This window comes from Sphingomonas sp. BT-65 (genome assembly GCF_026107375.2).
In the GTDB taxonomy this organism is placed as follows: Bacteria; Pseudomonadota; Alphaproteobacteria; order Sphingomonadales; family Sphingomonadaceae; genus Sphingomonas.
Map to the genome: position 1 here is coordinate 1,794,445 of NZ_JAPCIA010000001.1, position 23,056 is coordinate 1,817,500.

General features: G+C 68.4%; 22 protein-coding genes. 14 read left to right on the top strand and 8 right to left on the bottom strand.

Annotation, left to right across the window (positions count from 1 at the left end):
- Positions 1-5 precede the first annotated feature (5 nt).
- Positions 6-1,124, bottom strand: coding sequence for an alpha/beta fold hydrolase (locus OK349_RS08570; protein ID WP_306310661.1), 1,119 nt, complete (start codon positions 1,122-1,124; stop codon positions 6-8).
- A gap of 71 nt (positions 1,125-1,195) precedes the next feature.
- Here OK349_RS08570 and OK349_RS08575 point away from each other — a divergent pair, with 71 nt between their 5' ends.
- The 8 genes from OK349_RS08575 to OK349_RS08610 all read left to right on the top strand — a co-directional run bounded on the left by OK349_RS08575 (position 1,196) and on the right by OK349_RS08610 (position 8,702).
- Positions 1,196-1,666 carry an A24 family peptidase gene (locus OK349_RS08575; RefSeq protein ID WP_265117398.1) on the top strand — a complete coding sequence of 157 codons (471 nt, stop codon included), beginning with the start codon at positions 1,196-1,198 and terminating at the stop codon, positions 1,664-1,666.
- A gap of 52 nt (positions 1,667-1,718) precedes the next feature.
- Complete coding sequence (cpaB, locus tag OK349_RS08580; RefSeq protein WP_265117399.1) at positions 1,719-2,750, top strand: Flp pilus assembly protein CpaB; 1,032 nt, start codon at positions 1,719-1,721, stop codon at positions 2,748-2,750.
- Between the two features lies 1 nt (position 2,751).
- Positions 2,752-4,332: a type II and III secretion system protein family protein gene (locus tag OK349_RS08585; RefSeq protein ID WP_265117400.1), complete on the top strand. Its 1,581-nt coding sequence runs from the start codon at positions 2,752-2,754 to the stop codon at positions 4,330-4,332.
- A gap of 15 nt (positions 4,333-4,347) precedes the next feature.
- Positions 4,348-4,989: a CpaD family pilus assembly protein gene (locus tag OK349_RS08590; protein ID WP_265117401.1), complete on the top strand. Its 642-nt coding sequence runs from the start codon at positions 4,348-4,350 to the stop codon at positions 4,987-4,989.
- Positions 4,986-6,290: a P-loop NTPase family protein gene (locus OK349_RS08595; RefSeq protein ID WP_265117402.1), complete on the top strand. Its 1,305-nt coding sequence runs from the start codon at positions 4,986-4,988 to the stop codon at positions 6,288-6,290. The genes OK349_RS08590 and OK349_RS08595 overlap by 4 nt, the downstream gene beginning before the upstream one ends.
- Before the next feature lie 45 nt (positions 6,291-6,335).
- Positions 6,336-7,313, top strand: a complete 978-nt coding sequence (locus OK349_RS08600) for a type II secretion system F family protein (protein WP_265117403.1) — start codon at positions 6,336-6,338, stop codon at positions 7,311-7,313.
- Positions 7,314-7,317: 4 nt separating this feature from the next.
- Positions 7,318-8,316, top strand: coding sequence for a type II secretion system F family protein (locus OK349_RS08605; protein WP_265117404.1), 999 nt, complete (start codon positions 7,318-7,320; stop codon positions 8,314-8,316).
- An 80-nt stretch (positions 8,317-8,396) separates the two neighbouring features.
- Entirely contained in the window at positions 8,397-8,702 is a 306-nt protein-coding gene (locus OK349_RS08610) for a hypothetical protein (protein WP_265117405.1), read from the top strand.
- On the opposite strand, the gene OK349_RS08615 is transcribed toward OK349_RS08610, so the two are convergent.
- The 4 genes from OK349_RS08615 to OK349_RS08630 form a co-directional block, all read right to left on the bottom strand.
- On the bottom strand, positions 8,699-9,229 hold the full coding sequence (locus OK349_RS08615; RefSeq protein WP_265117406.1) for a hypothetical protein: 531 nt from the start codon (positions 9,227-9,229) through the stop codon (positions 8,699-8,701). The genes OK349_RS08610 and OK349_RS08615 overlap by 4 nt on opposite strands.
- Positions 9,230-9,252: 23 nt before the next feature.
- Positions 9,253-11,919, bottom strand: a complete 2,667-nt coding sequence (ppdK, locus tag OK349_RS08620) for a pyruvate, phosphate dikinase (RefSeq protein ID WP_265117407.1) — start codon at positions 11,917-11,919, stop codon at positions 9,253-9,255.
- A gap of 155 nt (positions 11,920-12,074) precedes the next feature.
- Positions 12,075-14,360 (bottom strand): glycine--tRNA ligase subunit beta, encoded by a 2,286-nt coding sequence (gene glyS / locus OK349_RS08625; RefSeq protein WP_265117408.1) that lies wholly within the window; start codon positions 14,358-14,360, stop codon positions 12,075-12,077.
- Positions 14,357-15,238 (bottom strand): glycine--tRNA ligase subunit alpha, encoded by an 882-nt coding sequence (locus tag OK349_RS08630; RefSeq protein WP_265117409.1) that lies wholly within the window; start codon positions 15,236-15,238, stop codon positions 14,357-14,359. The genes glyS and OK349_RS08630 overlap by 4 nt, the downstream gene beginning before the upstream one ends.
- A 110-nt stretch (positions 15,239-15,348) precedes the next feature.
- Here OK349_RS08630 and OK349_RS08635 point away from each other — a divergent pair, with 110 nt between their 5' ends.
- The 3 genes from OK349_RS08635 to pth all read left to right on the top strand — a co-directional run bounded on the left by OK349_RS08635 (position 15,349) and on the right by pth (position 17,823).
- A complete protein-coding gene (locus OK349_RS08635; protein WP_265117410.1) occupies positions 15,349-16,194 on the top strand; it encodes a TraB/GumN family protein in 846 nt (281 codons plus the stop codon).
- 253 nt (positions 16,195-16,447) lie between these two features.
- On the top strand, positions 16,448-17,167 hold the full coding sequence (locus OK349_RS08640; RefSeq protein ID WP_265117411.1) for a 50S ribosomal protein L25/general stress protein Ctc: 720 nt from the start codon (positions 16,448-16,450) through the stop codon (positions 17,165-17,167).
- An 80-nt stretch (positions 17,168-17,247) separates the two neighbouring features.
- Positions 17,248-17,823, top strand: a complete 576-nt coding sequence (gene pth / locus OK349_RS08645; protein WP_265117412.1) for an aminoacyl-tRNA hydrolase — start codon at positions 17,248-17,250, stop codon at positions 17,821-17,823.
- A gap of 63 nt (positions 17,824-17,886) precedes the next feature.
- On the opposite strand, the gene OK349_RS08650 is transcribed toward pth, so the two are convergent.
- A complete protein-coding gene (locus tag OK349_RS08650; protein ID WP_265117413.1) occupies positions 17,887-18,873 on the bottom strand; it encodes a transferrin-binding protein-like solute binding protein in 987 nt (328 codons plus the stop codon).
- 150 nt (positions 18,874-19,023) lie between these two features.
- Positions 19,024-19,551 carry a hypothetical protein gene (locus tag OK349_RS08655; RefSeq protein ID WP_265117414.1) on the bottom strand — a complete coding sequence of 176 codons (528 nt, stop codon included), beginning with the start codon at positions 19,549-19,551 and terminating at the stop codon, positions 19,024-19,026.
- A 101-nt stretch (positions 19,552-19,652) separates the two neighbouring features.
- Between OK349_RS08655 and OK349_RS08660 the strand changes: the two genes are divergently transcribed.
- The 3 genes from OK349_RS08660 (at position 19,653) to ychF (ending at position 22,161) form a co-directional block, all read left to right on the top strand.
- On the top strand, positions 19,653-20,252 hold the full coding sequence (locus tag OK349_RS08660; RefSeq protein ID WP_265117415.1) for a TIGR02466 family protein: 600 nt from the start codon (positions 19,653-19,655) through the stop codon (positions 20,250-20,252).
- A gap of 79 nt (positions 20,253-20,331) precedes the next feature.
- Entirely contained in the window at positions 20,332-20,814 is a 483-nt protein-coding gene (locus OK349_RS08665; protein ID WP_265117416.1) for a glycine zipper 2TM domain-containing protein, read from the top strand.
- A 246-nt stretch (positions 20,815-21,060) separates the two neighbouring features.
- On the top strand, positions 21,061-22,161 hold the full coding sequence (gene ychF, locus OK349_RS08670) for a redox-regulated ATPase YchF (protein ID WP_265118566.1): 1,101 nt from the start codon (positions 21,061-21,063) through the stop codon (positions 22,159-22,161).
- A gap of 27 nt (positions 22,162-22,188) precedes the next feature.
- Here the strand turns inward: ychF and OK349_RS08675 are convergent, their stop codons facing one another.
- A complete protein-coding gene (locus OK349_RS08675; protein WP_265117417.1) occupies positions 22,189-23,025 on the bottom strand; it encodes an oxygenase MpaB family protein in 837 nt (278 codons plus the stop codon).
- Positions 23,026-23,056 lie beyond the last annotated feature (31 nt).

Genomic DNA, 23,056 nt, shown 5'->3' on the forward strand with positions numbered 1-23,056 from the left:
GCGCTCTAGGATGCATCGACATTCTCACTGTCGTCCGGGTTCAATCCTCCCCCGCCAGGGGGAGGTGTCGGCCGCAGGCTGACGGAGGGGGAGGATTCCAGAACGGTCGTGGGAGAGTCCTCCCCCTCCGTCGCGCTTCGCGCGCCACCTCCCCCTGGCGGGGGAGGATTGGAACTCGCCCGCTCATCCAGGAATCGGTCGATCTCGCCGATCGCCCGCTCGCGCACCGCGTCGACCTCGCGCAGGATCTCGTGCGCGCTCTCCTTGCCGAAGCGTATGATGCGCGCATCCGGAAGCCGGGCGACCGTGGCCAGCGCCGCCTTGGCATCGACCAGCCCGTCATGCTCCGCGATCAGCGCGAGCAGCGGCACGTCCATCGCCGCGAGCGCCGGGCTGTCGCGCAGCTCGCGCGTCGAGCGGAACGCCTCGATCAGCCATTTCCAGCTCGGCGGGCCGGTGACATTGGCGGGGTTGGCCTGCTGCCACCACAGCTCGTCCTCGTATCGCGCCCGGTCGTGCGTCAGCAGCGCCTGGCGGGTCTCGGTGGTGTAGGGTTTCTCGTTGACCTTCCACGCCGCACGCGCGGGATCGCCGAGCCCGCCCATCAGCCGGGCGAAGCGCTCGCCGACCGATACCAGGCCGAGCGGCGCCTTGAGGCCCAGCATCGGCGCGACCAGCACCGCCGCATCGGGCCGGATCGCCTGCTCGACCAGCGCGCGCAGCACCAGATGCCCGCCCATCGAATGGCCCATCACGACATGCGGCCTCGGGGTCGTCGCCTGCCACTCCTGCGCGAAGGGGCGGAAATCGGCGATGAAGTCCGCGAAATCCTCGATATGGCCGCTCTTCGCGCCGTTCACCCGGCCCGAGCCGCTCTGCCCGCGCCAGTCGAACCAGGCGATGTTCCAGCCCTGGCCACGCCAGTGCGCCAGCGTCTCGAGATATTTCTCGACCACGTCGCCGCGCCCGCCCTGGAACAGGATCGATCCGCGCGGCGGGCCTTCCGCCGGCCAGTCGAAGCGGCGCAGCTGCCAGCCGTCGGGCGCCGCCCAGTTGGTGATGCGTGCGCCCGCGGGGATTGCCCGGCGGTCAAACGCGGTGGAGGCAAATGGTGAAGAGGCCATTTGCGTTGGTTACGTTTTGGAAAGCCCCTGCGTCTAGGGTCCATGCTCAAAGGGGTGTGGGCATCATTGAAATGGGAGCGGTAGCTTCGACGATTCTGCTGGTCGTGCTCGGCCTGATCCTGGTCTCCGCCGGGATCGAGGACGCGCGCACTCGCGAGATCGCGAACTGGAAGAACGCCGCGATCGCGCTGCTCGCAGTGCCGTGGTGGATCGCCGCCGGGCTGTCGCTGTGGCCCGATATCGCGCTCCAGATCGGCATCGCGCTCGCCGTGTTCGCGGTGTTCGCGGCCGCGTTCCACTTCGGGATGATGGGCGGGGGCGACGTCAAGATGATCGGCGCGCTCGCCTTGTGGTTCCCGTTCCAGCCGCTGCTGACGATGCTGATCATCATGTCGCTGGCCGGGGGCGCGATCACGCTGCTGATGCTGCTCGACAAATGGCTGCGCCGGCGGAGCGAGCAACCCGAGATCCCCTACGGGATCGCCATCGCCATCGCCGCGCTGCTGATGCTTCGCGAACCGATTCTTAACCAGTTCACGTAGATGCTTAACGCCGGGGAAACCCGGTCATGAAGACTGAAAGGCCTGAGACGTCATGGACGGACGCAAGATCATTCTGCTGGTGGGCGCGCTGATCATCGCCGCGGTCACGGCATTCATGGCGCGGACCCTGATGGTCGGCACACCGGCCCCCGTCGCCGATGCGGCGCCGACCGCGAACGGTCCCGCGCCGATCCAGGGCGTCGAGGTGCTCGTCGCGACCAAGGCGCTGCCCGTCGGCACGATCCTGGGGCCCGAAGCGATGAAATTCGTCCCCTGGCCGGAGGAACTGGTCGAGGGCGCCTATTACCGCAAGGCCGATACCGACCTCAAAGCCCTCCAGGGCACGGTGGTGCGCTTCGCCATTCCGGCGGGCCAGCCGATCGCCCAGGGCGCGGTGGTCAAGCCCGGCGACCGCGGCTTCCTGGCCGCCGCGCTCGGCGCCGGCATGCGCGCGGTGACGGTCCCCGTCTCCGCCCAGAGCGCGGTCGCGGGCTTCGTGTTCCCGGGCGATCGCGTCGACCTGCTGCTGACCCAGACCGTGTCGGGCGGCGGCGACGGGCCTCCGCTCAAGGCATCCGAGACGGTGCTGCGCAACCTGCGCGTGCTCGCCACCGACCAGAAGACCGACAAGCAGACCGACGAGAGTGGCAACACCGTCGTCACCACCTATTCGACCGTCACGGTCGAGGCGACGCCGCGCATCGCCGAGAAGATCGCGGTCGCGCAGACGCTCGGCTCGCTGTCGCTGTCGCTGCGCTCGATCGCCGACAATAATGGCGAGCTTGAGGAAGCGATCGCCGCGGGCGAGGTTTCGGTGCCCGAGGGCAACGATCCCAAGGCCGAGAAGGCGATGCTCGCCCGCGTCGCGGCGCGTCCGATGGAAGGCCGCTCGACCTTCTCGACCGGCGCCGACGTGTCGCGCTTCCAGCGCAGCACGGTGCCGGGCAAGCCGGCGGACCGCCGTCCGGCTGGAATGATGAGCGGGTCCTATCCGGGGGGGACGGGCGCACAGTCCGAAGGCCCGGTCGTGAAAGTTGCACGGGGCAATGCCGTTACGATTGTCCCGGTTGGGGGGAAGAACTGACATGCGTTTGAGGGGGAAGCTGGGGGCGCCGCTGGCGCTGGCCGCCGTGGCGGGAATGACCGCCACCGCGCCGATGCCGGCGATTGGCCAGACCGTTCACGCGGCGCCGCGCGACATGGTCCAGATCGCGACCGGCCGCGGGCGGATGATCACGCTCAACGCGCCGATGTCCGACATCTTCGTCGCCGATCCGGGGATCGCCGACGTCCAGGTCCGCTCGCCCACCCAGCTCTGGGTGTTCGGGCGCAAGGCCGGCGAGACCACGGTCTATGCGACGACCAAGGCCGGCAAGGTGATCTATTCGGCGACGGTGCGCATCGGCAACAATTTCGACAGCGTCCAGGGGATGCTGGCGACCGCCATGCCCGAATCCGACATCTCGGTGACGACGATGAACGGGGTGGTGATGCTGCTCGGCACCGTCGCTGCGCCCGAGGATGCAGCCGAGGCCGAGCGGATCGCGCAGGCGATCGTCGGCAAGGAGGTGCAGATCATCTCGCGGCTCAAGACCGCGACGCCGCTGCAGGTCAACCTGCAGGTGCGCATCGCCGAGGTGAGCCGCAGCTTCGTCAAGAATATCGGCGTCAACCTCGCCACGTTCGACCCGACCGGCGGGTTCAAGTTCGGCATCGGCCAGGGCCGCAAGTTCTTCAACACATTTGCCCCTGGCGGACCGCTCGGCGTCGCCGAGGAAGCAGCCGACGGCATCACCTCGGCGACCAAGGCGGCGACCGGCACCTCGCTGTTCGGCGCCGGCAAGCTGTTCGGCATGGACATCCTCGGCGGCCTCGACCTGGGCGAGCAGCTCGGCCAGGTGACCACGCTCGCCAACCCGAACCTGACCGCGCTGTCGGGCGAGACCGGCTCGTTCCTCGCGGGCGGCGAGATCCCGATCCCGGTCAGCCAGGGGCTGGGCGCGGTGTCGGTCGAGTACAAGCAATATGGCGTCAGCCTCGCCTATACGCCGACGGTGCTCTCCGACGGACGCATCTCGCTGCGCGTGCGCCCCGAAGTGTCCCAGCTTTCGGCAGCCGGCTCGGTGACGATCCAGGGAACGCAGATCCCGGCGCTCACCACGCGGCGCGCCGAGACCACGGTCGAGCTGGGTTCGGGGCAGAGCCTGATGATCGGCGGCCTGCTGCAGAACTCGCACGACAATTCGATCGACAAGGCGCCGGGCCTTGGCGACATCCCGATCCTCGGCGCGCTGTTCCGCTCCAACGGCTTCCGGCGCAGCGAGACCGAGCTGGTGATCGTCATCACCCCGTATCTGGTAAAGCCGGTCAACGCGAACGAGATCCGCCTGCCGACCGACGGTTACCGGGCGCCGACCGACGCCGAGCGCGTGTTCCTGGGTCAGCTCGAGACCAGCAAGAGCGGCGGCCAGCGTCCGATGCCGAGCATGGCGCCGCCCGCGACGGCCGCGCCCTCGCTGGGCGCGGCGAACCCCGGCGCGCCGGGCGAGCAGCCCCAGCCGCAGCAGCCCGTCGCCACGCCGGCGCAGCCCGGCATGGCGCCCGCCAGGAAGGGCAAAGGCAAGAAGGCCGCCGATACGCCCGCTCCCGGCTTCGGCTTCAATTGATCGCAGGAGGAACGAATGTCGAAGCGTAACACGATCCTGCTGCTGACCGGAGGCGCCGCCATGCTGACGGCCTGCGGTCCCACCAGCATGCCCAATCGCGGAGTCGAGTCGGTCAACCAGCCGGTGGTGGCGCGGACCGACTATGTGTTCGACGCCGCGACCGACGGCGCCGGCCTCGCCCCGGGCGAGCGCGAGCGCGTCGCCGGCTGGCTGGCGTCGCTGCGCCTCGCCTATGGCGACCGCGTCTATGTCGACGACCCGGCCGGCACCGGCGCGCGCGGCGAAGTCGCGGCCGAGGCCAACCGCTACGGCATCATTCTTTCGAATACCGCCCCGATCACCCCGGGCGCGATCGCGCCGGGAACGGTGCGCGTGATCGTCAGCCGCATGCAGGCGAGCGTGCCAGGCTGCCCCGACTGGTCGCGCGCGCAGCAGCCCGAGACCGACAACGCGACGACCTCCAACTTCGGGTGCGCGATCAACGGCAATCTCGCGGCGATGGTCGCCCGGCCCGAGGACCTGGTCCGCGGCCAGCCGGGCGCCGAGACCGCCGATCCGGTCACCAACTTCAAGGCGATCGACGCGCTGCGCAAGGCGGCGCCAAGCGGCGGCGGCGGCACGAACGTGAAGGGCGAGAGCGCGGGAGGTGGCAAGTGAACGCACCCTTTAGTCCCGCGCGCGCCGCGCACCGCGAGCCGTTCGTGGCCTTTGTCTGCGACGAGGCGACGGCCGAAGCGCTGCGCCCGATCGCGATCGAGCAGGGCTGGAACCCGGAGAAGGTCAACAAGGGCGGACTGCGCAACGCGGTGCAGACGCTCTCGGTCTCGGCCAGCCCCAACGTGCTGTTCGTCGATCTCAGCGAGAGCGGCGATCCGCTCAACGACATCAACGCGCTCGCCGAAGTGTGCGAGCCGGGCACGGTGGTGATCGCCGCGGGCCAGGTCAACGACGTCCGCCTGTATCGCGACCTCGTCGCCTCGGGCATCCAGGACTATCTGCTGAAGCCGCTCAATCCCGACATGCTGCGCGAGGCGTTCGTCCAGGCGCAGACGGTGCTCAACGCGCCCAAGTTCGCCGAGCCGGGAACGGACCGGCCGCATTGCGCGGTCGCCGTGATCGGCACACGCGGCGGCGTCGGCGCATCGACGCTCGCCACCTCGCTGTCGTGGCTGCTGAGCGAGAAGGCGGGGCGGAACACCGCGCTGCTCGACCTCGACGTGCATTTCGGCACCGGCGCGCTCGCGCTCGACCTCGAGCCCGGCCGCGGCCTCACCGACGCGATCGAGAACCCCAGCCGCATCGACGGGCTGTTCATCGAGCGCGCGATGGTCAAGGCGTCGGACAAGCTCGCGGTGCTGTCGGCCGAGGCGCCGATCAACTCGCCGGTGATGACCGACGGCGCGGCGTTCTTCCAGCTCCAGGAGGAGATTCGCGGCGCGTTCGAATGCACCGTGATCGATCTGCCGCGCACGATGCTGGTCAACTATCCGCACCTGATCACCGACGTGCAGGTCGCGGTGCTGGTGACCGAGCTGACGCTGGCGGCGGCGCGCGACGCGATCCGCATCCTCTCCTGGTTCAAGTCCAACGCGCCGCACACGCAGATGATCGTGGTCGCCAACCGCGTGCCCGCCGGCGGCCAGCTGGAGATCAGCCGCAAGGACTTCGAAGGCTCGATCGAGCGGCGCATCGACTATGCGCTCCCGTACGAGCCCAAGGTCGCGGTCCAGGCGGCCAAGCTCGGCAAGCCGCTCGCCGAGGCGGGCAAGGGCGTCAAGGGGCTCGCGCCGCTGTCCGACATTGCGGACAGGGTCGTCGCCTATACCGACGCCGCCGCCGAGGACACGGATAGCAAGGGCAAGAGCCTGAAGGGCGCCAAAGCTGCAGGGGAGAAGGGCGGCTCGCTGCTCGGCAAGCTCTCCGGCCTTTCGATGAAGCTGCCCAAGAAGAAGGCGTAACGGCCCGGCGTTCCGCTGGTCCGCAGGTACGGAGTCGAACAAGGCATGGACATGCTGCCGTTGATGCTGCTGGCGGGGGGCGCCTTCATGGTGCTGGCACTGCTCGTGCTCGCCTTCGCCGGGCCTTCGGCGGAGAAGGCGGGCGCGCGGCGGCTGACCTCGCTGCGCGACCGCCATACCGGCGTCGGCAGCAGCGGCGCGGTCGAGGCGCAGCTGCGCAAGATCTCGACCGCGCGCGCCAGCAACATGGACAAGGCGGCGGCGCGCTTCCTTCCCAACCCCGCGCTGCTCGGCAAGCGGCTGGCGATGACCGGCAAGGGCTGGACGGTGGGGCAATATGGCCTCGCGACGCTGGGCCTGGCGGTGGTGGTCACCGCCGCGATGTGGTTCCAGGGCCTGCCGGTCCTGCTCGCGCTGCTCGCCGGGCTGGCCGTGGGCGTCGGACTGCCGCACATGGTGGTCGGCTTCTTCATCTCGAAACGCCTCAACGCGTTCAACGCCAAGTTCCCCGACGCGATCGAGCTGCTGGTGCGCGGCCTGCGCTCCGGCCTGCCGATCACCGAGACGATGGGCGTGGTCGGCGCCGAGGTCGACGGGCCGGTGGGCGAGGAATTCCGCGCGATCAGCGACAAGATGAAGATCGGCCGCACGCTCGACCAGGCGCTCCAGGAGACCGCGGACCGGCTCGGCACGCCCGAATTCCAGTTCTTCTGCATCACCATCGCGATCCAGCGCGAGACCGGCGGCAACCTCGCCGAGACGCTCGCCAACCTCGCCGAGGTGCTGCGCAAGCGCGGGCAGATGAAGCTCAAGATCCGCGCGATGTCGTCGGAATCGAAGGCGTCGGCCTACATCATCGGCTCGCTGCCCTTCATCGTCTTCGTGATGATCTGGTTCATCAGCGGCGAATATATGCAGAAATTCTTCACCGACGAACGGCTGATGGTGGCCGGCGGCGGCGGGCTCGTGTGGATGGCCATTGGCGCGTTCATCATGGCCAAGATGATCAGCTTCGAGATCTGATGCCATGCTGACCAGCTCCACCGGCCCCACCCTTCTCGGCGTCGACGTCATCTATGTCGCGACCCTGCTCGCGGGCGTGGCGGCGTTCTGCGTGCTCGTCGCCATCTATGCCGCGACCACGGCGCGCGACCCGATGGCGAAGCGCGTCAAGGCGCTCAACGAGCGGCGCGAGCAGCTGAAGGCGGGCATCAGCGCGTCGACCAGCAAGCGCCGCGCGAAGCTCGTCCGCCAGAACGACACCACCGACCGCCTCCGGTCCCTCCTGTCCTCGCTCAAGGTGCTGCAGGACGAGCAGGTCAAGGTCGCGCAGCGCAAGCTGCTCCAGGCCGGCATCCGTTCCAAGGACTATGCCTATGCCGTGATCTTCGGCCGCATGGTGCTGCCGATCGTAATCGGCGGGATCATGCTGTTCGTCGTCTATGGCACCTCGCTGTTCGCCGACTGGTCGGCGATCAAGGCCTATGGCCTGGTCGCGGGCAGCTTCATCGCGGCCTACAAGGGCCCCGACATCTACCTCAAGAACAAGATCGACAAGCGCAGCGCGGCGATCCGCAAGGGCGTTCCCGACGCGCTCGACCTGCTGGTGATCTGCGCCGAGGCGGGCCTGACCGTCGACGCCGCGTTCGGCCGCGTCGCCAAGGAGCTGGGCAAGGCCTATCCCGAGCTGGGCGAGGAATTCTCGCTGACCGCGATCGAGCTGGGCTTCCTCACCGATCGCCGCATGGCGTTCGAGAACATGGCGATGCGCATCAACCTCGATTCGATCCGCGGCGTGGTCACCACCATGATCCAGACCGAGAAATACGGCACCCCGCTCGCCTCCGCGCTGCGCGTGCTCTCGGCCGAGTTCCGCAACGAGCGCATGATGCGCGCCGAGGAAAAGGCCGCGCGCCTGCCCGCGATCATGACCGTGCCGCTGATCCTGTTCATCCTGCCGGTGCTGTTCATCGTGATCCTCGGTCCGGCCGCCTGCTCGATCAACGACGCGCTGCTGGCGGGTTAGTCCGGTACCCCGGACGCACCACTGGCGCTGCCCGGCATCGACGGCTAAACGGTTACGGTTCCTGCCAGAAAGGCTTGTCGATGCCCTTCACATCGCCCTTTGGCTGGGTCCTGCTCGGCGCCGCGCTGCTGGCCGGCTGGCTGTTCGGGATCGCGTTCAGCCCGCAGAGCCGCCAGCTGAAGAAGCGGTTCCGCGAGCGCGAGGTGATCATCGCCAAGTACAAGCGCGAGATGGAGAAGGCGCTGGTCAAGGCGCGCGAACGCGTTCGCCAGCTCGAACAGGAGCGCGACGGGGCGGCGGGAGCCACGGACGAACCGGCTGTGCCGCAACCTGACACCGTGGAAGCGGAGGCGGAGGCAGCGGCTCCCTCCGCACGGAAGCGCTAGCCGGCGGCGCCGGTCACCAGGATCGCGCGGTAATTCTCGATCACCTCGGCGAGCGGTCGCCCCTGCCCGTCGACCACTAGCGCGCGATGGCGCAGCACCGTCGAGGGCGCCGCGCCGCTGCCGTCCCACAGGATCCGGGTGGAGATGGTGCGCCGGCTGGGCGCGAGCGGCAGGATCACGCGCCCGAACGGCACGTCGCTGGTCTCGAGCGCTTCATTCATCGCGGGCGTCAGGCGGCTGGCGACATACCAGTTGAGCGCTTCCGACAGCACATGCGCGCCGCACATCAGGTAGACGCGGCGATAGCCCAGCTCCTCGGCGTCACCGGCCTCGAGACGGAGCCGCGCGGCGGCCTCGCCCGCGACCAGCCGGTCGCGGCGGACCTCCGCATGCACGCGCGGCGCGGCCGCGAGGCCGAGCGCCGCGCAGCGCTCCTCGAGCACTTCAGTGGCGGTTCGGCCGGCGAGGAGTTCAGCGTTGAGGCGTTCGACGGGATTCATTTCCGGGCGCGGGTTCAGGACTGCCACGCCCGCCATCGCCGCCACGCCGGTCACCTGCTCTTGAGCGCCGCCTGCGCCGCGGCCAGCCGCGCGATCGGCACGCGATAGGGCGAGGCGGAGACATAGTCGAGCCCCGTCGCCTCGCAGAAGGCGATCGAGGCGGGATCGCCGCCATGCTCGCCGCAGATGCCGAGCTTGATGTCGGGCCGCGTCGCACGGCCGCGCTCGGCGGCGAGGCTGATCAGCTCGCCCACGCCCTCGACGTCGATCGAGACGAACGGGTCGCGCGCGTAGATGCCCTTCTCGACATAGGTGGTGAGGAAGCGGCCGGCATCGTCGCGGCTGACGCCGAGCGTGGTCTGCGTCAAATCGTTGGTGCCGAAGGAGAAGAACGCGCCCGCCTCGGCGATCTCGCCGGCGCGGAGGGCTGCGCGGGGCAGCTCGATCATCGTGCCGACGAGATAGTCGATCGTGCGGCCCTTCTCGGCGAACACCGCCTGCGCGGCCTTGTCGACCACCGCCTTCATCAGCTCGAGCTCGCGCTTGGTGGCGACCAGCGGGATCATCACCTCGGGCACCGGGGCGGCGCCCGATTTCTCCGCCACCTCGCACGCCGCCTCGAAGATCGCGCGCGCCTGCATCTCGTAGATCTCGGGATAGGTGACGCCCAGGCGGCAGCCGCGATGGCCGAGCATCGGGTTGAACTCGTGCAGCTCGGCGGCGCGGCGGCGCAGCGTCTCGACGTCGAGCCCGGCGGCCTGCGCGACCTCGGCGAACTCGGCCTCCTCGTGGGGGAGGAACTCGTGCAGCGGCGGATCGAGCAAGCGGATCGTGCAGGGCAGCCCCGCCATCACCTCGAAGATCGCGACGAAATCGCTGCGCTGCTCGGGGAGCAATTTGTCGAGCGCGGCGCGGCGGCCGTTCTCGCTGTCGGCGAGGATCATCTGGCGCACCGCGGTGATCCGCGCGGCGTCGAAGAACATGTGCTCGGTGCGGCAGAGACCGATGCCCTCGGCGCCGAACTCGCGCGCGGTGCGGCAGTCGAGCGGGGTTTCGGCGTTGGCGCGCACCTTGAGGCGGCGGACGCCGTCGGCCCATTCCATCAGCGTGCCGAAATCGCCGGCGAGCTCGGGCTGGATCGTCGGCACCTCGCCCACCATCACCTCGCCGGTCGAGCCGTCGATCGTGATCACATCGCCTTCGCGGATTTCACGCGATCCCACGCGCGCAATCCCCTCGGCGCCCTTGATCGACAGCGTGCCCGCGCCCGAGACGCAGGGGCGGCCCATGCCACGCGCAACCACCGCGGCGTGGCTGGTCATGCCGCCGCGCGCCGTGAGGATGCCCTTGGCGGCGTGCATGCCGTGGATGTCCTCGGGGCTGGTCTCGACGCGGACGAGGATCACCGCCTCGCCATTGGCGGCGGCGCGCTCGGCGGCGTCGGCGTCGAACACCACCTTGCCGGAGGCGGCGCCGGGCGAGGCGGGCAGGCCCTTGGTCAGCACGTCGCGCGGCGCATCGGGATCGAGCGTCGGGTGGAGCAGCTGGTCGAGCGCGGCGGGATCGACGCGGGCGATCGCTTCCTCGCGCGTGATCAGCCCTTCATTGGCCATGTCGACCGCGATCTTGAGCGCGGCCTTGGCCGTGCGCTTGCCCGATCGCGTCTGCAGCATCCACAATTTGCCCTGCTGCACCGTGAACTCGATGTCCTGCATGTCGCGATAGTGGCGCTCGAGCAGGTCGAAGACGCGAGCGAGCTCGGCATAGGTCTCCGGCATCGCCTCCTCCATCGAGGCGGGCTTGGCGCCGGCGGTCTCGCGGGCGGTCTTGGTCAGGTATTGCGGGGTCCGGATGCCGGCGACGACGTCCTCGCCCTGCGCATTGATCAGGAACTCGCCATAATAGGCGTTCTCACCGGTCGAGGGATCGCGGGTGAAGGCGACGCCGGTGGCCGAAGTGTCGCCCATATTGCCGAACACCATCGCCTGGACGTTGACCGCGGTGCCCCAGTCGCCGGGAATGTCGTTGAGGCGGCGATAGACCTTGGCGCGCTCCGACTGCCACGATCCGAACACCGCGCCGATCGCGCCCCATAGCTGGTCGTGCACGTCCTGCGGGAAGGCCTTGCCGTCCCACAGCTCCACCACCAGCGCCTTGTACTCGGCGACCAGCTCCTGCCAGTCCTTGGCGGTCATCTCGGTGTCGAGGAAATAGCCGCGGTCTTCCTTGGCGATCTCCAGCGCTTCCTCGAACCGGCCATGGTCGAGCCCGAGCACGACGTCCGAATACATCTGGATGAAGCGGCGATAGCTGTCCCAGGCGAAGCGCGCGTCGCCCGAGGTGGCGGCGAGCCCCTGGACCGTCGCGTCGTTGAGGCCGAGGTTGAGGACGGTATCCATCATCCCCGGCATTGACACGCGCGCGCCCGAGCGGACCGAGACGAGCAGCGGGTCCGTCGCGTCGCCGAACTTCTTGCCGGTGACGGATTCGATATGCGCGACGCCGGTCGCGACCTCGGCCTTCAGGCTGTCGGGGAAGCTCTCGCCCTGGTCGTAATAGAGGGCGCACACGGGCGTGGAGATGGTGAAGCCCGGGGGCACCGGCAGGCCGATTCCGGCCATGCCGTCGAGGTTCGCGCCCTTGCCGCCGAGCAGATTCTTGTCCTGCTTGCCGCCGTCGTCGACGTTGCCGCCGAAGCGGTACACATATCGAGTCATTCCAACCCCTTCGCTGACGCCCTCCCCGGCGCTTTCGCCGCGCCTACCGCAGGTGCGAACGGGGCGAAAGGCCTTGTCCAGCGGTGTCAGCGACTAAGATTTGCTTGGGCATGACAAAAATGGACAGGGCGACGCTGGCGCGCGCTGCACTGCACTCAGCCCTCGATCTTGCCGAAATCGGCGACGCGGTGGACGGCATCGCGCATCCGCGCGAGCAGCGCGAGCCGGGACTCGCGCTTGGCCGGATCGGCGTCGTTGACCGTCACGTCGGTGAAGAAGGCGTCGATCGGCGCGCGCAGCGTGGCGAGCGCGGCCATCGCGGCCTCGAACTGCTCGGACTCGACCGCCGCGGCAGCCTTGGGCTCGGCGGCGTCGAGCGCGGCGATGAGGGCAGCCTCGGCGGGTTCGGGGGTGTAGGAACGCACTTTAGGCCCCTCACCACCTTCGTCACCTCGGACTTGTTCCGGGGTCCAGCCCTCCACCCGCGATGCCGCCGCCTGCGGCGCGGTGGATCCCGGCACAAGGCCGGGATGACGGGCGGGGTCGGAGGCGGCGTACCCCTCCTTCTTGAGGATGTTGGCGGCCCGCTTGTAGCCGGCGAGGAGATTGGCGCCATCGTCGGTGGTCACGAAGGACTGCAGCGCCTTCACCAATTCTAGCAGGCGTATGACTTCCGTCAGTCGCCCGAGCTCCGCCTGATCAGAAAGAAAGCCCGCTTCGATAAGGTCGTGTCTAACCCCAATCGCTCGCTGTTGAACCTTGAGACGTTCCAAGAAAAAATCGAATAGATCAAAAACGACTTCTCCTTCTCCGCCGATTTTGATGAAAACTTTCTCCAACTGAAAGCGGAGAGAATTCTCGGTAATCAAGGATAGCGCGCCAATCGCAGCTCGCCGTAGAGCGAAGGGGTCCTTCGAACCTGTAGGTTTTTCGCCGACCTTGAAGAAGGATCCGATCGTGTCGATCTTATCCGCCAGCGACACCGCCACCGTCACCGGTGCGGTGGGCACGTCATCCCCCTGCCCGACCGGCTTGTAATGGTCGCGGATCGCTTCGGCGACCGCCGCGTCCTCGCCCTGCGCGGCGGCGTAGTAGCCGCCCATCAGGCCTTGCAGCTCGGGGAACTCGCCGACCATGCCGGTGACGAGATCGGCCTTGGCGAGGCGGGCGGCGCGTTCGGCGAGGTCTGCCAATTCCTCCCCCGACGGGGGAGGGGGACGGTCCGAAGGACGGTGGAGGGGCGGCGGGCGTAGCCCGCCGTGTTCCACGGCGGCCCCTCCGCCATCGCTTCGCGATGCCACCTCCCCTGAAGGGGAGGATTTTACGACCCCTTCCTCGACCAGCCAGCGCGCGAGCTTGGCCACCCGCTCGACCTTGTCGGCCACCGTCCCCAGCTTCTCGTGGAAGACGATCTTCTCAAGCTTCTTCGCCTGCTCCTCGAGCGGCACCTTCAAGTCCGTCTCGTAGAAGAAGCGCGCGTCGCTCAGCCGCGCCGCGAGCACCTTCTGGTTGCCCTCGACGATCTTCGCGCCGCCATCGGCCGCGTCGATGTTCGCGGTGCAGACGAAGGCATTCGCCAGCTTGCCCGCCGCATCCTGGCACACGAAATATTTCTGGTTCATGCGCGCCGTCAGCTGGATCACCTCGGGCGGCACGTCGAGGAACGCTTCGTCGAAACGGCCGAGCAAAGGCACCGGCCATTCGGTGAGGCCGGCATTCTCGATCAGCAGCCCCTCGTCCTCGATCAGCGTGAGGCCGGCCTTGTTCGCCGCCATCTTGGCGCCGAGCGCGATGATGTTGCGGCGCTCGGCCTGGTCGACCACGACATGGCAGGCGCGCAGCTTCTCGACATAGTCGGAGGTCGAGCCGATCGTGATGACACCGGGATGATGGAAGCGATGCCCGACGGTCGCCGCGCCCGAGACGACGCCCGCGACCTCGCACGGAACCACGTCGTCGCCGAACAGCGCGACGATGCCCTGCAACGGGCGCACCCAGCGCAGGCTCTCGGTCGAGAGCGAGGCGTCGCCCCAGCGCATCGACTTGGGCCAGGGGAAGGCGCGGACGATCGCCGGGATCGCAGCGGCCAGCACTTCGGCGGTGGCGCGCCCCGGCTTGTCGATCACCGCGAAGTACACGCCGTCGCGCTCGACCAGCTGGTCCTGGGTCAGCCCCGCCTTGCGCAGGAACCCTTCGAGCGCCTGGGGCGGCGCGCCGACGCGCGGGCCCTTGGTCTCCTCGCTCACCGCCTGCGTCTGCGCAGGCAGATCGCGCGCGATCAGCGCGAGGCGGCGCGGGGTCGCATAAGTGACGAGCTCGGCGGCCTTGATTCCGGCCTTGTCCAGCTCGGCGGCGAACAGGCGCGCGAGATCCTCCCGCGCCTTGTCCTGCATCCGCGCGGGGATTTCTTCCGAGCGGAGTTCGAGGAGGAAATCCGTCACGCCGCCCACCCGTTCTTTTCCATCCACGCCGCGCACGACCCCTTCGCGAGATCGCGCACCCGCCCGATATAGGCCTGGCGCTCGGCGACCGAGATCACGCCGCGGGCGTTGAGCAGGTTGAAGATGTGGCTCGCCTCGATCGCCTGCTCGTACGCGGGAATCGGCAGGCCCGCGCCCAGGCAGTTCTCGCACTCCGCCGCGGCCTTGCGGAACAGGTCGAACAAAGTCTCGGTATCGGCGATCTCGAAGTTCCACTTCGACATCTGCTTCTCGTTCTCGAGGAAGACGTCGCCATAGGTGAAGGTCGGCTTGCCGTCCTGCGCGTCGTTGAACGCGAGATCGTACACGCTGTCCTTGTTCTGGATGTACATCGCCAGCCGCTCGAGCCCGTAGGTCAGCTCGCCCGACACCGGCTTGCAGTCAAAGCCGCCCATCTGCTGGAAATAGGTGAACTGAGTCACCTCCATCCCGTCGCACCACACTTCCCAGCCGAGGCCCCAGGCGCCGAGCGTCGGGCTCTCCCAATCGTCCTCGACGAAGCGGATGTCGTGCCTGGTGAAATCGATCCCGATCGCGGCCAGCGACCCCAGATACAGCTCCTGCAAATCGGGCGGGCTCGGCTTCAGGATCACCTGATACTGGTAGTAATGCTGCAGCCGGTTGGGGTTCTCGCCATAGCGGCCGTCGGTCGGCCGGCGGCAGGGCTGAACGAACGCCGCATTCCACGGGTCCGGCCCCAGCGCGCGCAGCGTGGTCGCGGTGTGGAACGTCCCCGCGCCCATGCGCATGTCATAGGGCTGGAGGATCAGGCAACCCCGCTGGCTCCAGTAATCGTGGAGCTTGAGGATCATGCCCTGGAAGCTGAGCGGCGTGGTCATATGGGGCTGCGCTTTGACGCAGGGCCAGAGCGCGGTCAACCGCAAGCGCTCGCACTGGTTAACCGGGCGGTGGTTGACGGCGGCGCAAGGGATCGGCTTGGAAGCGGCAGATGCTCAAACGCACCCTTCCCGCTCTCGCCGCGCTTCTCCTCTCCGGTTGCTCGATCTTCGGCAGCGATGCCGATCCGGCTTTGTGGATGGTCAAGGACGACGATACCACCATCTACCTGTTCGGCACGGTGCACGTGCTCAAGCCCGGCATGCGCTGGTTCGACGAGGGCGTGCGCGACGCGTTCGATGCGAGCGACGAGGTGGTGCTGGAGATCGCGAAGCCCGATCCGCAGGCGATCGCCGCGCTGACCACGCAGCTCGGCACGCGCGGCGGCCCGCCCTTCGCGCCGGAGGTCGATGCGGCGGCGCAGAAGCTCGGCATGCCCAAGGGTGCGATCGACAAGATGGAGCCGTGGCTCGCCGCGCTGACGCTCAGCCAGCTCGCGGTGGCGAAAGCCGGCTATGGCACGGAGGACGGAGTCGAGGCGGCGTTGTCCGAGGCGGCCGAGGGTGCGGGCAAGCCGGTCAAGGCGCTCGAATCGGCGCGCGGACAGCTGATGCTGTTCGACGGCCTCTCCGGCGCGGCGCAGAGCGCGATGCTCGACGCCACGGTCAAGGAGTTGCCCGAGGCCGGCCCGCGGCTGGCGCGCTTCGTCACCGCCTGGGGGGCGGGCGACGCCGAGACGGTGGGCGCCGAGATGAACCGCGTGGCGCAGGCCTCGCCCGAGGTCGCCGAGGCGCTGATCGCGCGGCGCAACGCGCGCTGGGCCGACTGGGTGGCGGCGCGGATGGCGCAACCGGGCACGGTATTCCTCGCGGTCGGCGCCGGGCACCTCGCCGGCAAGGGCAGCGTGCAGGCTCTGCTCGCCGAAAAGGGGATCAAGGCCGAACGCGTGGCGTATTAAGTTCCTCCCGACACGGGGAGGTGGCATCGCGAGGCGATGACGGAGGGGCCGCCCCGCAGAGGGCGGTGAACCTCGCCGCACGCACCGCCGTCTACGCGGCGGCCCTCCACCACCGCTTCGCGGTCGCCCTCCCCGTGCCGGGGAGGATTTACTTGCCTCTGGCGCTTCACCCGCCTATAGGCGCGCGCTTCCGGTCAGGGTCATCCCTGGAGGCTTGGCCGGTGATGAACCACTTAGCGCATAGGAACGACACATGAGCGACACGCTTACGCTGTCGGCCGAGACGCGCGACCGGGTTGGCAAGGGAGCCTCCCGTGCGCTGCGTCGTGAAGGCCGCGTCCCCGCCGTGATCTACGGCAACAATCAGGAACCGCTGAGCATCCACCTGGATGAGCGCGCGCTCACCAAGGCGCTGCACACCGGCCACTTCTTCAACTCGGTCGTGATGATCGAGGGCGCCGGCGGCAAGCCGATCCGCACCCTGCCCAAGGACGCGTCGCTCGACGTCGTGACCGATCGCCCGGTCCATGTCGATTTCCTGCGCATTTCCGAGCATGCCAAGGTGACCGTCAACGTCCCCGTCGTGTTCGCCGACGAGGAAGCTTCGCCGGGCCTCGAGAAGGGCGGCGTGCTCAACATCGTCCGCCACGAGCTCGAGATCGTCTGCGACGCCTCGGAGATCCCGAGCGAGATCACCGTGTCGCTGAAGGGCATGGACGTCGGCGATGCGCTGCACATCTCGGCCGTCACCCTGCCCAAGGGCGCCGAGAGCGCGATCGAGGACCGCGACTTCACCATCGCGACGATCGTCGCCCCGTCGGCACTGAAGGCCGAGGAAGCCGAAGCTGCGGAAGCCGCTGAAGCGGAAGCGGCGGCTGACGAGGCCACGGCCGAGGGCGAGACCCCGGCCGACGAGGCTGCGCCGGCCGAGACCGCCGGTCCGACCGACGGCGAAGCCAAGGACGGCGAGTAAGCCTTTTCCCCTCACCGGGGATCGATTAGACGCCTCCGCACCCCGGTGCGGGGGCGTTCTTCGTTTCGGGAGCAAGCGGCGTGCAATTGTGGGTGGGCCTCGGCAATCCGGGACCGCAATATGCGATGAACCGGCACAATGTCGGCTTCATGGCCGCCGACGCGATCGCGGAGGTGCACGGCTTCACCCCGCCCGCGAAGAAATTCCAGGGCTGGCTGCAGGAGGGGCGCGTCGGCGGGGAGAAGATCCTGCTGCTCAAGCCCGCGACCTATATGAACGAGAGCGGGCGATCGATCCGCGCGGCGATGGATTTCTACAAGCTCGGCGAGGCGGACGTGACCGTGTTCCACGACGAGCTCGATCTCGCGCCGTTCAAGGTCAAGGTGAAGCGCGGCGGCGGCGCGGCGGGGCAGAACGGCATCCGCAGCGCGATCCAGCATCTTGGGCCGGAATTCCGCCGCGTGCGCATCGGCATCGGTCATCCCGGGCACAAGGACCGGGTGACCGGCTATGTGCTCGGCAACTATGCCAAGAGCGAGATCGAGGACCTTTCCGACCTGCTCGGCGCGATCGCGGCGGAGGCGGAGTGGCTGGCCAAGGGCGACGACGCCCGGTTCATGAGCGACATCGCGCTGCGACTCCAGCAGGCGCCCTGAGAGCAAAGAAAAAGGCCGGGCGTGAACCCGGCCTTTTCTTCGATACGAGTTCGTTGCGGCGGATCAGCCCTGCCGCCCGATCACCACGCCGACTGCACGATTGTCGCTGCCCGTGATCGCGAAGGTGATGCCGAGTTCGGTCGCCTTCGGACCATAGGCAAGGCCCTGGAAGGTGCCGCCCGCGGGACTGCCCGGGCCGAAGCTGCCGGTGAACTGGTTGTTGCCCGCCGCGATCGCACCGGTGCCCGTGAAAGTACCGTAAACCGTACCGTCCTCCCGGGTCAGGTTGAGCGTCAGGTTGACGAGGCCCGTGGCATAGTTGAGCAGCACCGTCACCGTGCCCCCGAGCTTCTGAACGTTGCTCGCGCCTGCACCGGGCGAGGTGACCACGCGGCCGGCGATCCGCGCGATATAGCTGGAGTTGCCCGTGGTGGGCATGTCGCTGGGCACGGTGGGATAGCCGAAGGTGCCATAGGTCACCCGCTTGGCCCCCGTCGTGCTGTCGCCGCGCCACCAGGCGCCATAGCTCACATAGGAACGCGCCAGTGCGACGTCGCTGGTGACGACGCTGGGCGTCGCGGTGATCGTGTTGTTGAGCAGTTCGAGCCGGGTGAACTGACCCGGCGTGGTCGGCGCGGTGGTCTCGCTATAGACATATTCGGTGACCGTCGTCGCCGGCACGACGCTCAGGTCGGCGCCGGTGAAGCGCGACTCCTCGGTATTCTCGCGCACTACGACCTCGGTCGTCTGGCTGGTCGTCGCGGTGCTCTGCAGCGCAAGGCGCACACGGTTCGAGAAGCCGTCGGTGCCGGCGGTGCCGAGCGTGACCGGCCCCGCTGCGGGATCGCCGGTATAGCTCATCGCCGCGCTGACCGTGAACACCTCCGCCGCCACGGTGAGCGGGAGGGTCGAATAGCTGACCGGCGAGGGCGACGGGCTCGGCGTCGGAGTCGGCGACGGGGTGGGCGTCGGCGAGGGGTCATCGCCGCCGCATCCGGCGACAGTCAGCGCCACAGCGGTGCTGGCGATCAGAATGGAACGGCGAATCATGCTTCGACTCCTGTTACTTGCCCATCTGCAAGGCGCTTTTCGCCTTTACCGCGGATGAACGGGCATGCGCCCGCGGGGGTTGCGTGCGTCCTCCGGTAGCGTGACGGAGACGGAAACGGAAGGCCGCAATTGGGTTCGGGCTCCGCGTCCTCAGCTTCCGGTCGCCGTCATGATCTGCCGCAGCTCCTGAATGCGGCCGAGGCGCTCCGCCGGGCTGAGCTTCGCCATCGTCCCGGTGCCGAACTCGGCTGCGCTCTGGACGCAGGTGGTGAAGGTCGCCTGCGCCTGTGCACGATCGCCCTGGCCCAGATTATTCTCGATCTGGTCGGTCGCGGCCCAGGCGAGATAGGCATCGAGATTGGCCTTAGAGAGCTCGGGCTTGGGCGCCTGCGCGGGAACCACCTGGTCGCCGAGCTTGTTTGCGATCATCGTGCGGTAATAGCCGAGGAACGGCGCCGCGCCGCCCGTGATCGAGCGCGGCACCGGGCTGTCGAGGAACTTCTCCTGCCACTTGATCGCGGCATAGCAGCGCGTGTTGAGCGCAAGCGCATCGTCCAGCAGCTTCGCCTTCTCGGCCGCCACCGCCTTGGCTTTTGCCTCCGCCGCGGCCTTTTCCTCCGCCGCCTGGTCGCCGCAGCCGGCCAGCGCGGCGAGCGCCAGGATTGCGATACGATTCATGGACTTCCTTCCGTTTCGAACGCGCGACTTTGCCGTGCGTGGCGGGGGTGTCAACATGGCACGGCTTGCGCAGCCAACGCGCGCATGCTCTGCGGAGCGGCATGACGATCCGCACTTTGTTCGCCACGCGCTTTTCGGAAACCGCGCTGAATGACGACGCGCTGCTCGCCGAGCTCGGCGACGCCTGCCGCGACCTCGCGGAGCAGGATCGCGCAGGACAGGCCTGGTCCAAGGCGCATGGCTATCGCGGCTACACCTCCTATGCCTCGCTCGACGACCTGCCCGCGCGCGACCCGCGCTTCGCCGACCTCGTCCGCCACCTCAACCGCCACGCGGCCAGGTTCGCGGCGGAGTGTGCGTTCGACCTGGCGCGCAAGCCGAAGCTCGACAGCCTGTGGGTCAACATCCTCAAGCCCGGCGGCACGCATTCGGGGCACATCCACCCGCACAGCATCATCTCGGGCACGCTCTATATCGACGTTCCGCCCGGGGCGGGAACGCTCAAGCTCGAGGATCCGCGACTGCCGCTGATGATGGCGGCGCCGCCGCGCCGGGCCGATGCGCCAGAGGATCTCCAGACGTTCGTCTATGCCCAGCCCGCGCCCGGCACGATCTTCCTGTGGGAGAGCTGGCTGCGGCACGAGGTGGTGGCGGGAAATGCCAAGGCCGAGCGAGTCAGCATCAGCTTCAACTACCGATAAATCGTATCGGGCCGACCGATTTCCGGGAACCATTGCGCATGTGATACGATTCATCTTCCTGAGCTTCAGGAGATTTATCATGCGCAAGAGTTTGACCACAATTCTCGCGCTCTCGCTCGCCATCCCTGCCGTCTCCGCGCCCGTCCTGTCGGGCACGGCGCACGCGCAGAGCTGGGAAGAGCGCGAGCGTCAGCGCGATCGCGACTGGAACGACCGGCGCGGCCGCGACTGGCGCGACCGCGACCGCGACCGGGATCGCCGCCGCGACTATCGCTGGTACGGCGACCGCAGCGACCGCCGCTGGGATCCGTCGGACAATTATCGCAACGGCAATTATCGCGAGCGGCGTTTGAGCCGGAACGATCGCATCTATCGCGGCCGCGACAACCGCTATTATTGCCGCCGCAACGACGGCACGACGGGCCTGGTGGTCGGCGCGGCGCTGGGCGGAATCCTGGGCGGCGCGATCGGCAATGGCGACCTGCTCGGCGTGCTGCTGGGTGGTTCGGGCGGCGCGCTGCTCGGCCGTGAGATCGACCGCGGCAACGTGCGTTGCCGCTGACGTGACCAGTCCTCCCCTGCCTCGCAGGGGAGGTGGCATCGCGCAGCGATGACGGAGGGGCCGCCGGGCGAAGCACGGCGGAAATCGCTCAACCCGATACCGCCCTCTTCGGGGCGGCCCCTCCACCACCCGCTACGCGGGCGGTCCCCCTCCCCTGAGCAAGCTCAGGGGAGGATTTTTTGCATGCTGGCCTTTTGCCGCCGTCCGCCCTATCTGCGCGCCTTTCCCGGACTACAGGACCAGATCATGGGCTTTCGCTGCGGCATCGTCGGCCTGCCGAATGTCGGCAAATCGACACTCTTCAACGCGCTGACCGAGACCGCCGCGGCGCAGGCGGCCAACTACCCCTTCTGCACGATCGAGCCGAACGTGGGCAACGTCGCGGTGCCCGACGACCGGCTGCAGGCGCTGGCGAAGATCGCCGGATCGGCCAAGATCATCGAGACTCAGCTCGGCTTCGTCGACATCGCCGGCCTGGTGCGCGGCGCGAGCAAGGGCGAGGGCCTCGGCAACCAGTTCCTCGGCAACATCCGCGAGGTGGACGCGATCGTCCACGTCCTGCGCTGCTTCGAGAATGACGACATCCAGCATGTCGACAACAAGGTCGATCCTATCGCCGACGCCGAGACGGTCGAGACCGAGCTGATGCTGTCCGACCTGGAAAGCCTCGAGAAGCGCGTCCCCAACCTGCAGAAGAAGGCCGCGCAAGGCGACAAGGAGGCGAAGATCGCCGCCAGCGTGCTCGGCCAGGCGCTCGACCTGCTGCGCGAGGGCAAGCCCGCGCGGCTGACCCAGCCCAAGGATATCGAGGAAGAGCGCGTCTTCGGCCAGGCGCAGCTCATCACCGCCAAGCCGGTGCTCTACGTGTGCAACGTCAACGAGGAGGACGCCGCCAACGGCAACGCATTCTCCGCGCGCGTGTTCGAGAAGGCCAGGGCCGAGGGCGCCGAGGCGGTGGTCGTCTCGGCCGCGATCGAGGCCGAGATCGCGACCATGCCCGCCGACGAGCGCGGCGAGTTCCTCGGCGAGCTCGGGCTGGAGGAGACCGGCCTCGCCCGCGTGATCCGCGCGGGCTATTCGCTGCTCCACCTGCTCACCTTCTTCACCGTCGGCCCCAAGGAAGCGCGCGCCTGGACCACGCATGTCGGGGCCAAGGCGCCGCAGGCCGCGGGCGAGATCCACACCGATTTCGAACGCGGCTTCATCCGCGCCGAGACGATCGCATTCGACGATTACGTCAAGTTCAACGGCGAGGCCGGCGCGCGCGACAACGGAAAGCTGCGCTCCGAGGGCAAGGAATATGTCGTCCAGGACGGCGACGTGATGCTGTTCAGGTTTAACGTGTAGATTCCCCCTCCCACAGGGAGAGGGGTTTTAGCCGAACGCCCAGCGAAACGTCTTGGCGATCGCCAGCGTCGAGCCGCGCACCAGTGGCGTCGCGGGCGGGCGCTTGAGGCCGTGCATCGCACGCGCCCAGTCGGGCAGCAGGTCGACCGCGGCGGCGAAGATCGCGGTCTGGGCGGGCGCGACGACCAGGCTCGGCGCGGGATGCTCGAGCACGAAGCGCGCGACCTCGCGGGTGCGGGCATCGACCACCAGCTGCGGGCGAATCGCGGCGATCAATGCGTCGGCCTCGGCCTTGCTGCGCGGGACCGGATCGGCGCCGAGCGCTTCGGCAATGCGCGCCGTCTCGGCATAATAGATGTCCTCCTCGGCGCGCGTGATCGGCACGCCATAGCGCTGCCAGGCGGCGAGAAAGCTCCACATCTCGGTGACATGCACCCAGGCGAGCAGCTCGGGATCGTCGGCGCGATAGGGTGTCCCGTCGGGCAGCGTGCCGGCGACGCGCGCGTGCACCTCGCGCACCCTCGCGATCGTCGCCTCGGCGATGCTGCGCTCGGCATAGGTGGTCTCGGCGATGAAGCGCGCGGTGCGGCGCAGGCGGCCGAGCATGTCCTTGCGGAAGGCGCTGTGGTCCCACACCCCCGCGAGCACCGCCGGGTGGAGCATCTGCAGCAGCAGCGAGGCGACCCCGCCGACCATCATCGTGGTGACGTCGCCATGCACGCGCCAGGTGACGCAGCCACGCGGGAACAGCGCGTCGTCGCTGCGCTGGACCGGCTTCTCGCCCTTTTCCTGGTCGTTGAAGGTGCGGCGCACCACGCCGATCAGGCGGGCGCGAAGTCCAGCGGAAAGATCGGGCGAAGGCATCGCGACGAAGCTAGGTGCGGCGCCGCGCAGG

Excerpts from the sequence above, each read along its gene's own strand:
- OK349_RS08635 (WP_265117410.1), top strand. The coding sequence starts at position 15,349 with ATGCTCAAACGCACCCTTCCCGCTCTCGCCGCGCTTCTCCTCTCCGGT.
- OK349_RS08640 (WP_265117411.1), top strand. The coding sequence starts at position 16,448 with ATGAGCGACACGCTTACGCTGTCGGCCGAGACGCGCGACCGGGTTGGC.
- OK349_RS08650 (WP_265117413.1), bottom strand. The coding sequence starts at position 18,873 with ATGATTCGCCGTTCCATTCTGATCGCCAGCACCGCTGTGGCGCTGACT.
- ychF (WP_265118566.1), top strand. The coding sequence starts at position 21,061 with ATGGGCTTTCGCTGCGGCATCGTCGGCCTGCCGAATGTCGGCAAATCG.
- OK349_RS08675 (WP_265117417.1), bottom strand. The coding sequence starts at position 23,025 with ATGCCTTCGCCCGATCTTTCCGCTGGACTTCGCGCCCGCCTGATCGGC.
- ppdK (WP_265117407.1), bottom strand. The coding sequence starts at position 11,919 with ATGACTCGATATGTGTACCGCTTCGGCGGCAACGTCGACGACGGCGGC.
- OK349_RS08590 (WP_265117401.1), top strand. The coding sequence starts at position 4,348 with ATGTCGAAGCGTAACACGATCCTGCTGCTGACCGGAGGCGCCGCCATG.
- OK349_RS08600 (WP_265117403.1), top strand. The coding sequence starts at position 6,336 with ATGGACATGCTGCCGTTGATGCTGCTGGCGGGGGGCGCCTTCATGGTG.
- OK349_RS08605 (WP_265117404.1), top strand. The coding sequence starts at position 7,318 with ATGCTGACCAGCTCCACCGGCCCCACCCTTCTCGGCGTCGACGTCATC.
- OK349_RS08610 (WP_265117405.1), top strand. The coding sequence starts at position 8,397 with ATGCCCTTCACATCGCCCTTTGGCTGGGTCCTGCTCGGCGCCGCGCTG.
- OK349_RS08655 (WP_265117414.1), bottom strand. The coding sequence starts at position 19,551 with ATGAATCGTATCGCAATCCTGGCGCTCGCCGCGCTGGCCGGCTGCGGC.
- OK349_RS08660 (WP_265117415.1), top strand. The coding sequence starts at position 19,653 with ATGACGATCCGCACTTTGTTCGCCACGCGCTTTTCGGAAACCGCGCTG.
- OK349_RS08570 (WP_306310661.1), bottom strand. The coding sequence starts at position 1,124 with ATGGCCTCTTCACCATTTGCCTCCACCGCGTTTGACCGCCGGGCAATC.
- OK349_RS08575 (WP_265117398.1), top strand. The coding sequence starts at position 1,196 with ATGGGAGCGGTAGCTTCGACGATTCTGCTGGTCGTGCTCGGCCTGATC.
- cpaB (WP_265117399.1), top strand. The coding sequence starts at position 1,719 with ATGGACGGACGCAAGATCATTCTGCTGGTGGGCGCGCTGATCATCGCC.
- OK349_RS08585 (WP_265117400.1), top strand. The coding sequence starts at position 2,752 with ATGCGTTTGAGGGGGAAGCTGGGGGCGCCGCTGGCGCTGGCCGCCGTG.
- OK349_RS08630 (WP_265117409.1), bottom strand. The coding sequence starts at position 15,238 with ATGACCACGCCGCTCAGCTTCCAGGGCATGATCCTCAAGCTCCACGAT.
- OK349_RS08665 (WP_265117416.1), top strand. The coding sequence starts at position 20,332 with ATGCGCAAGAGTTTGACCACAATTCTCGCGCTCTCGCTCGCCATCCCT.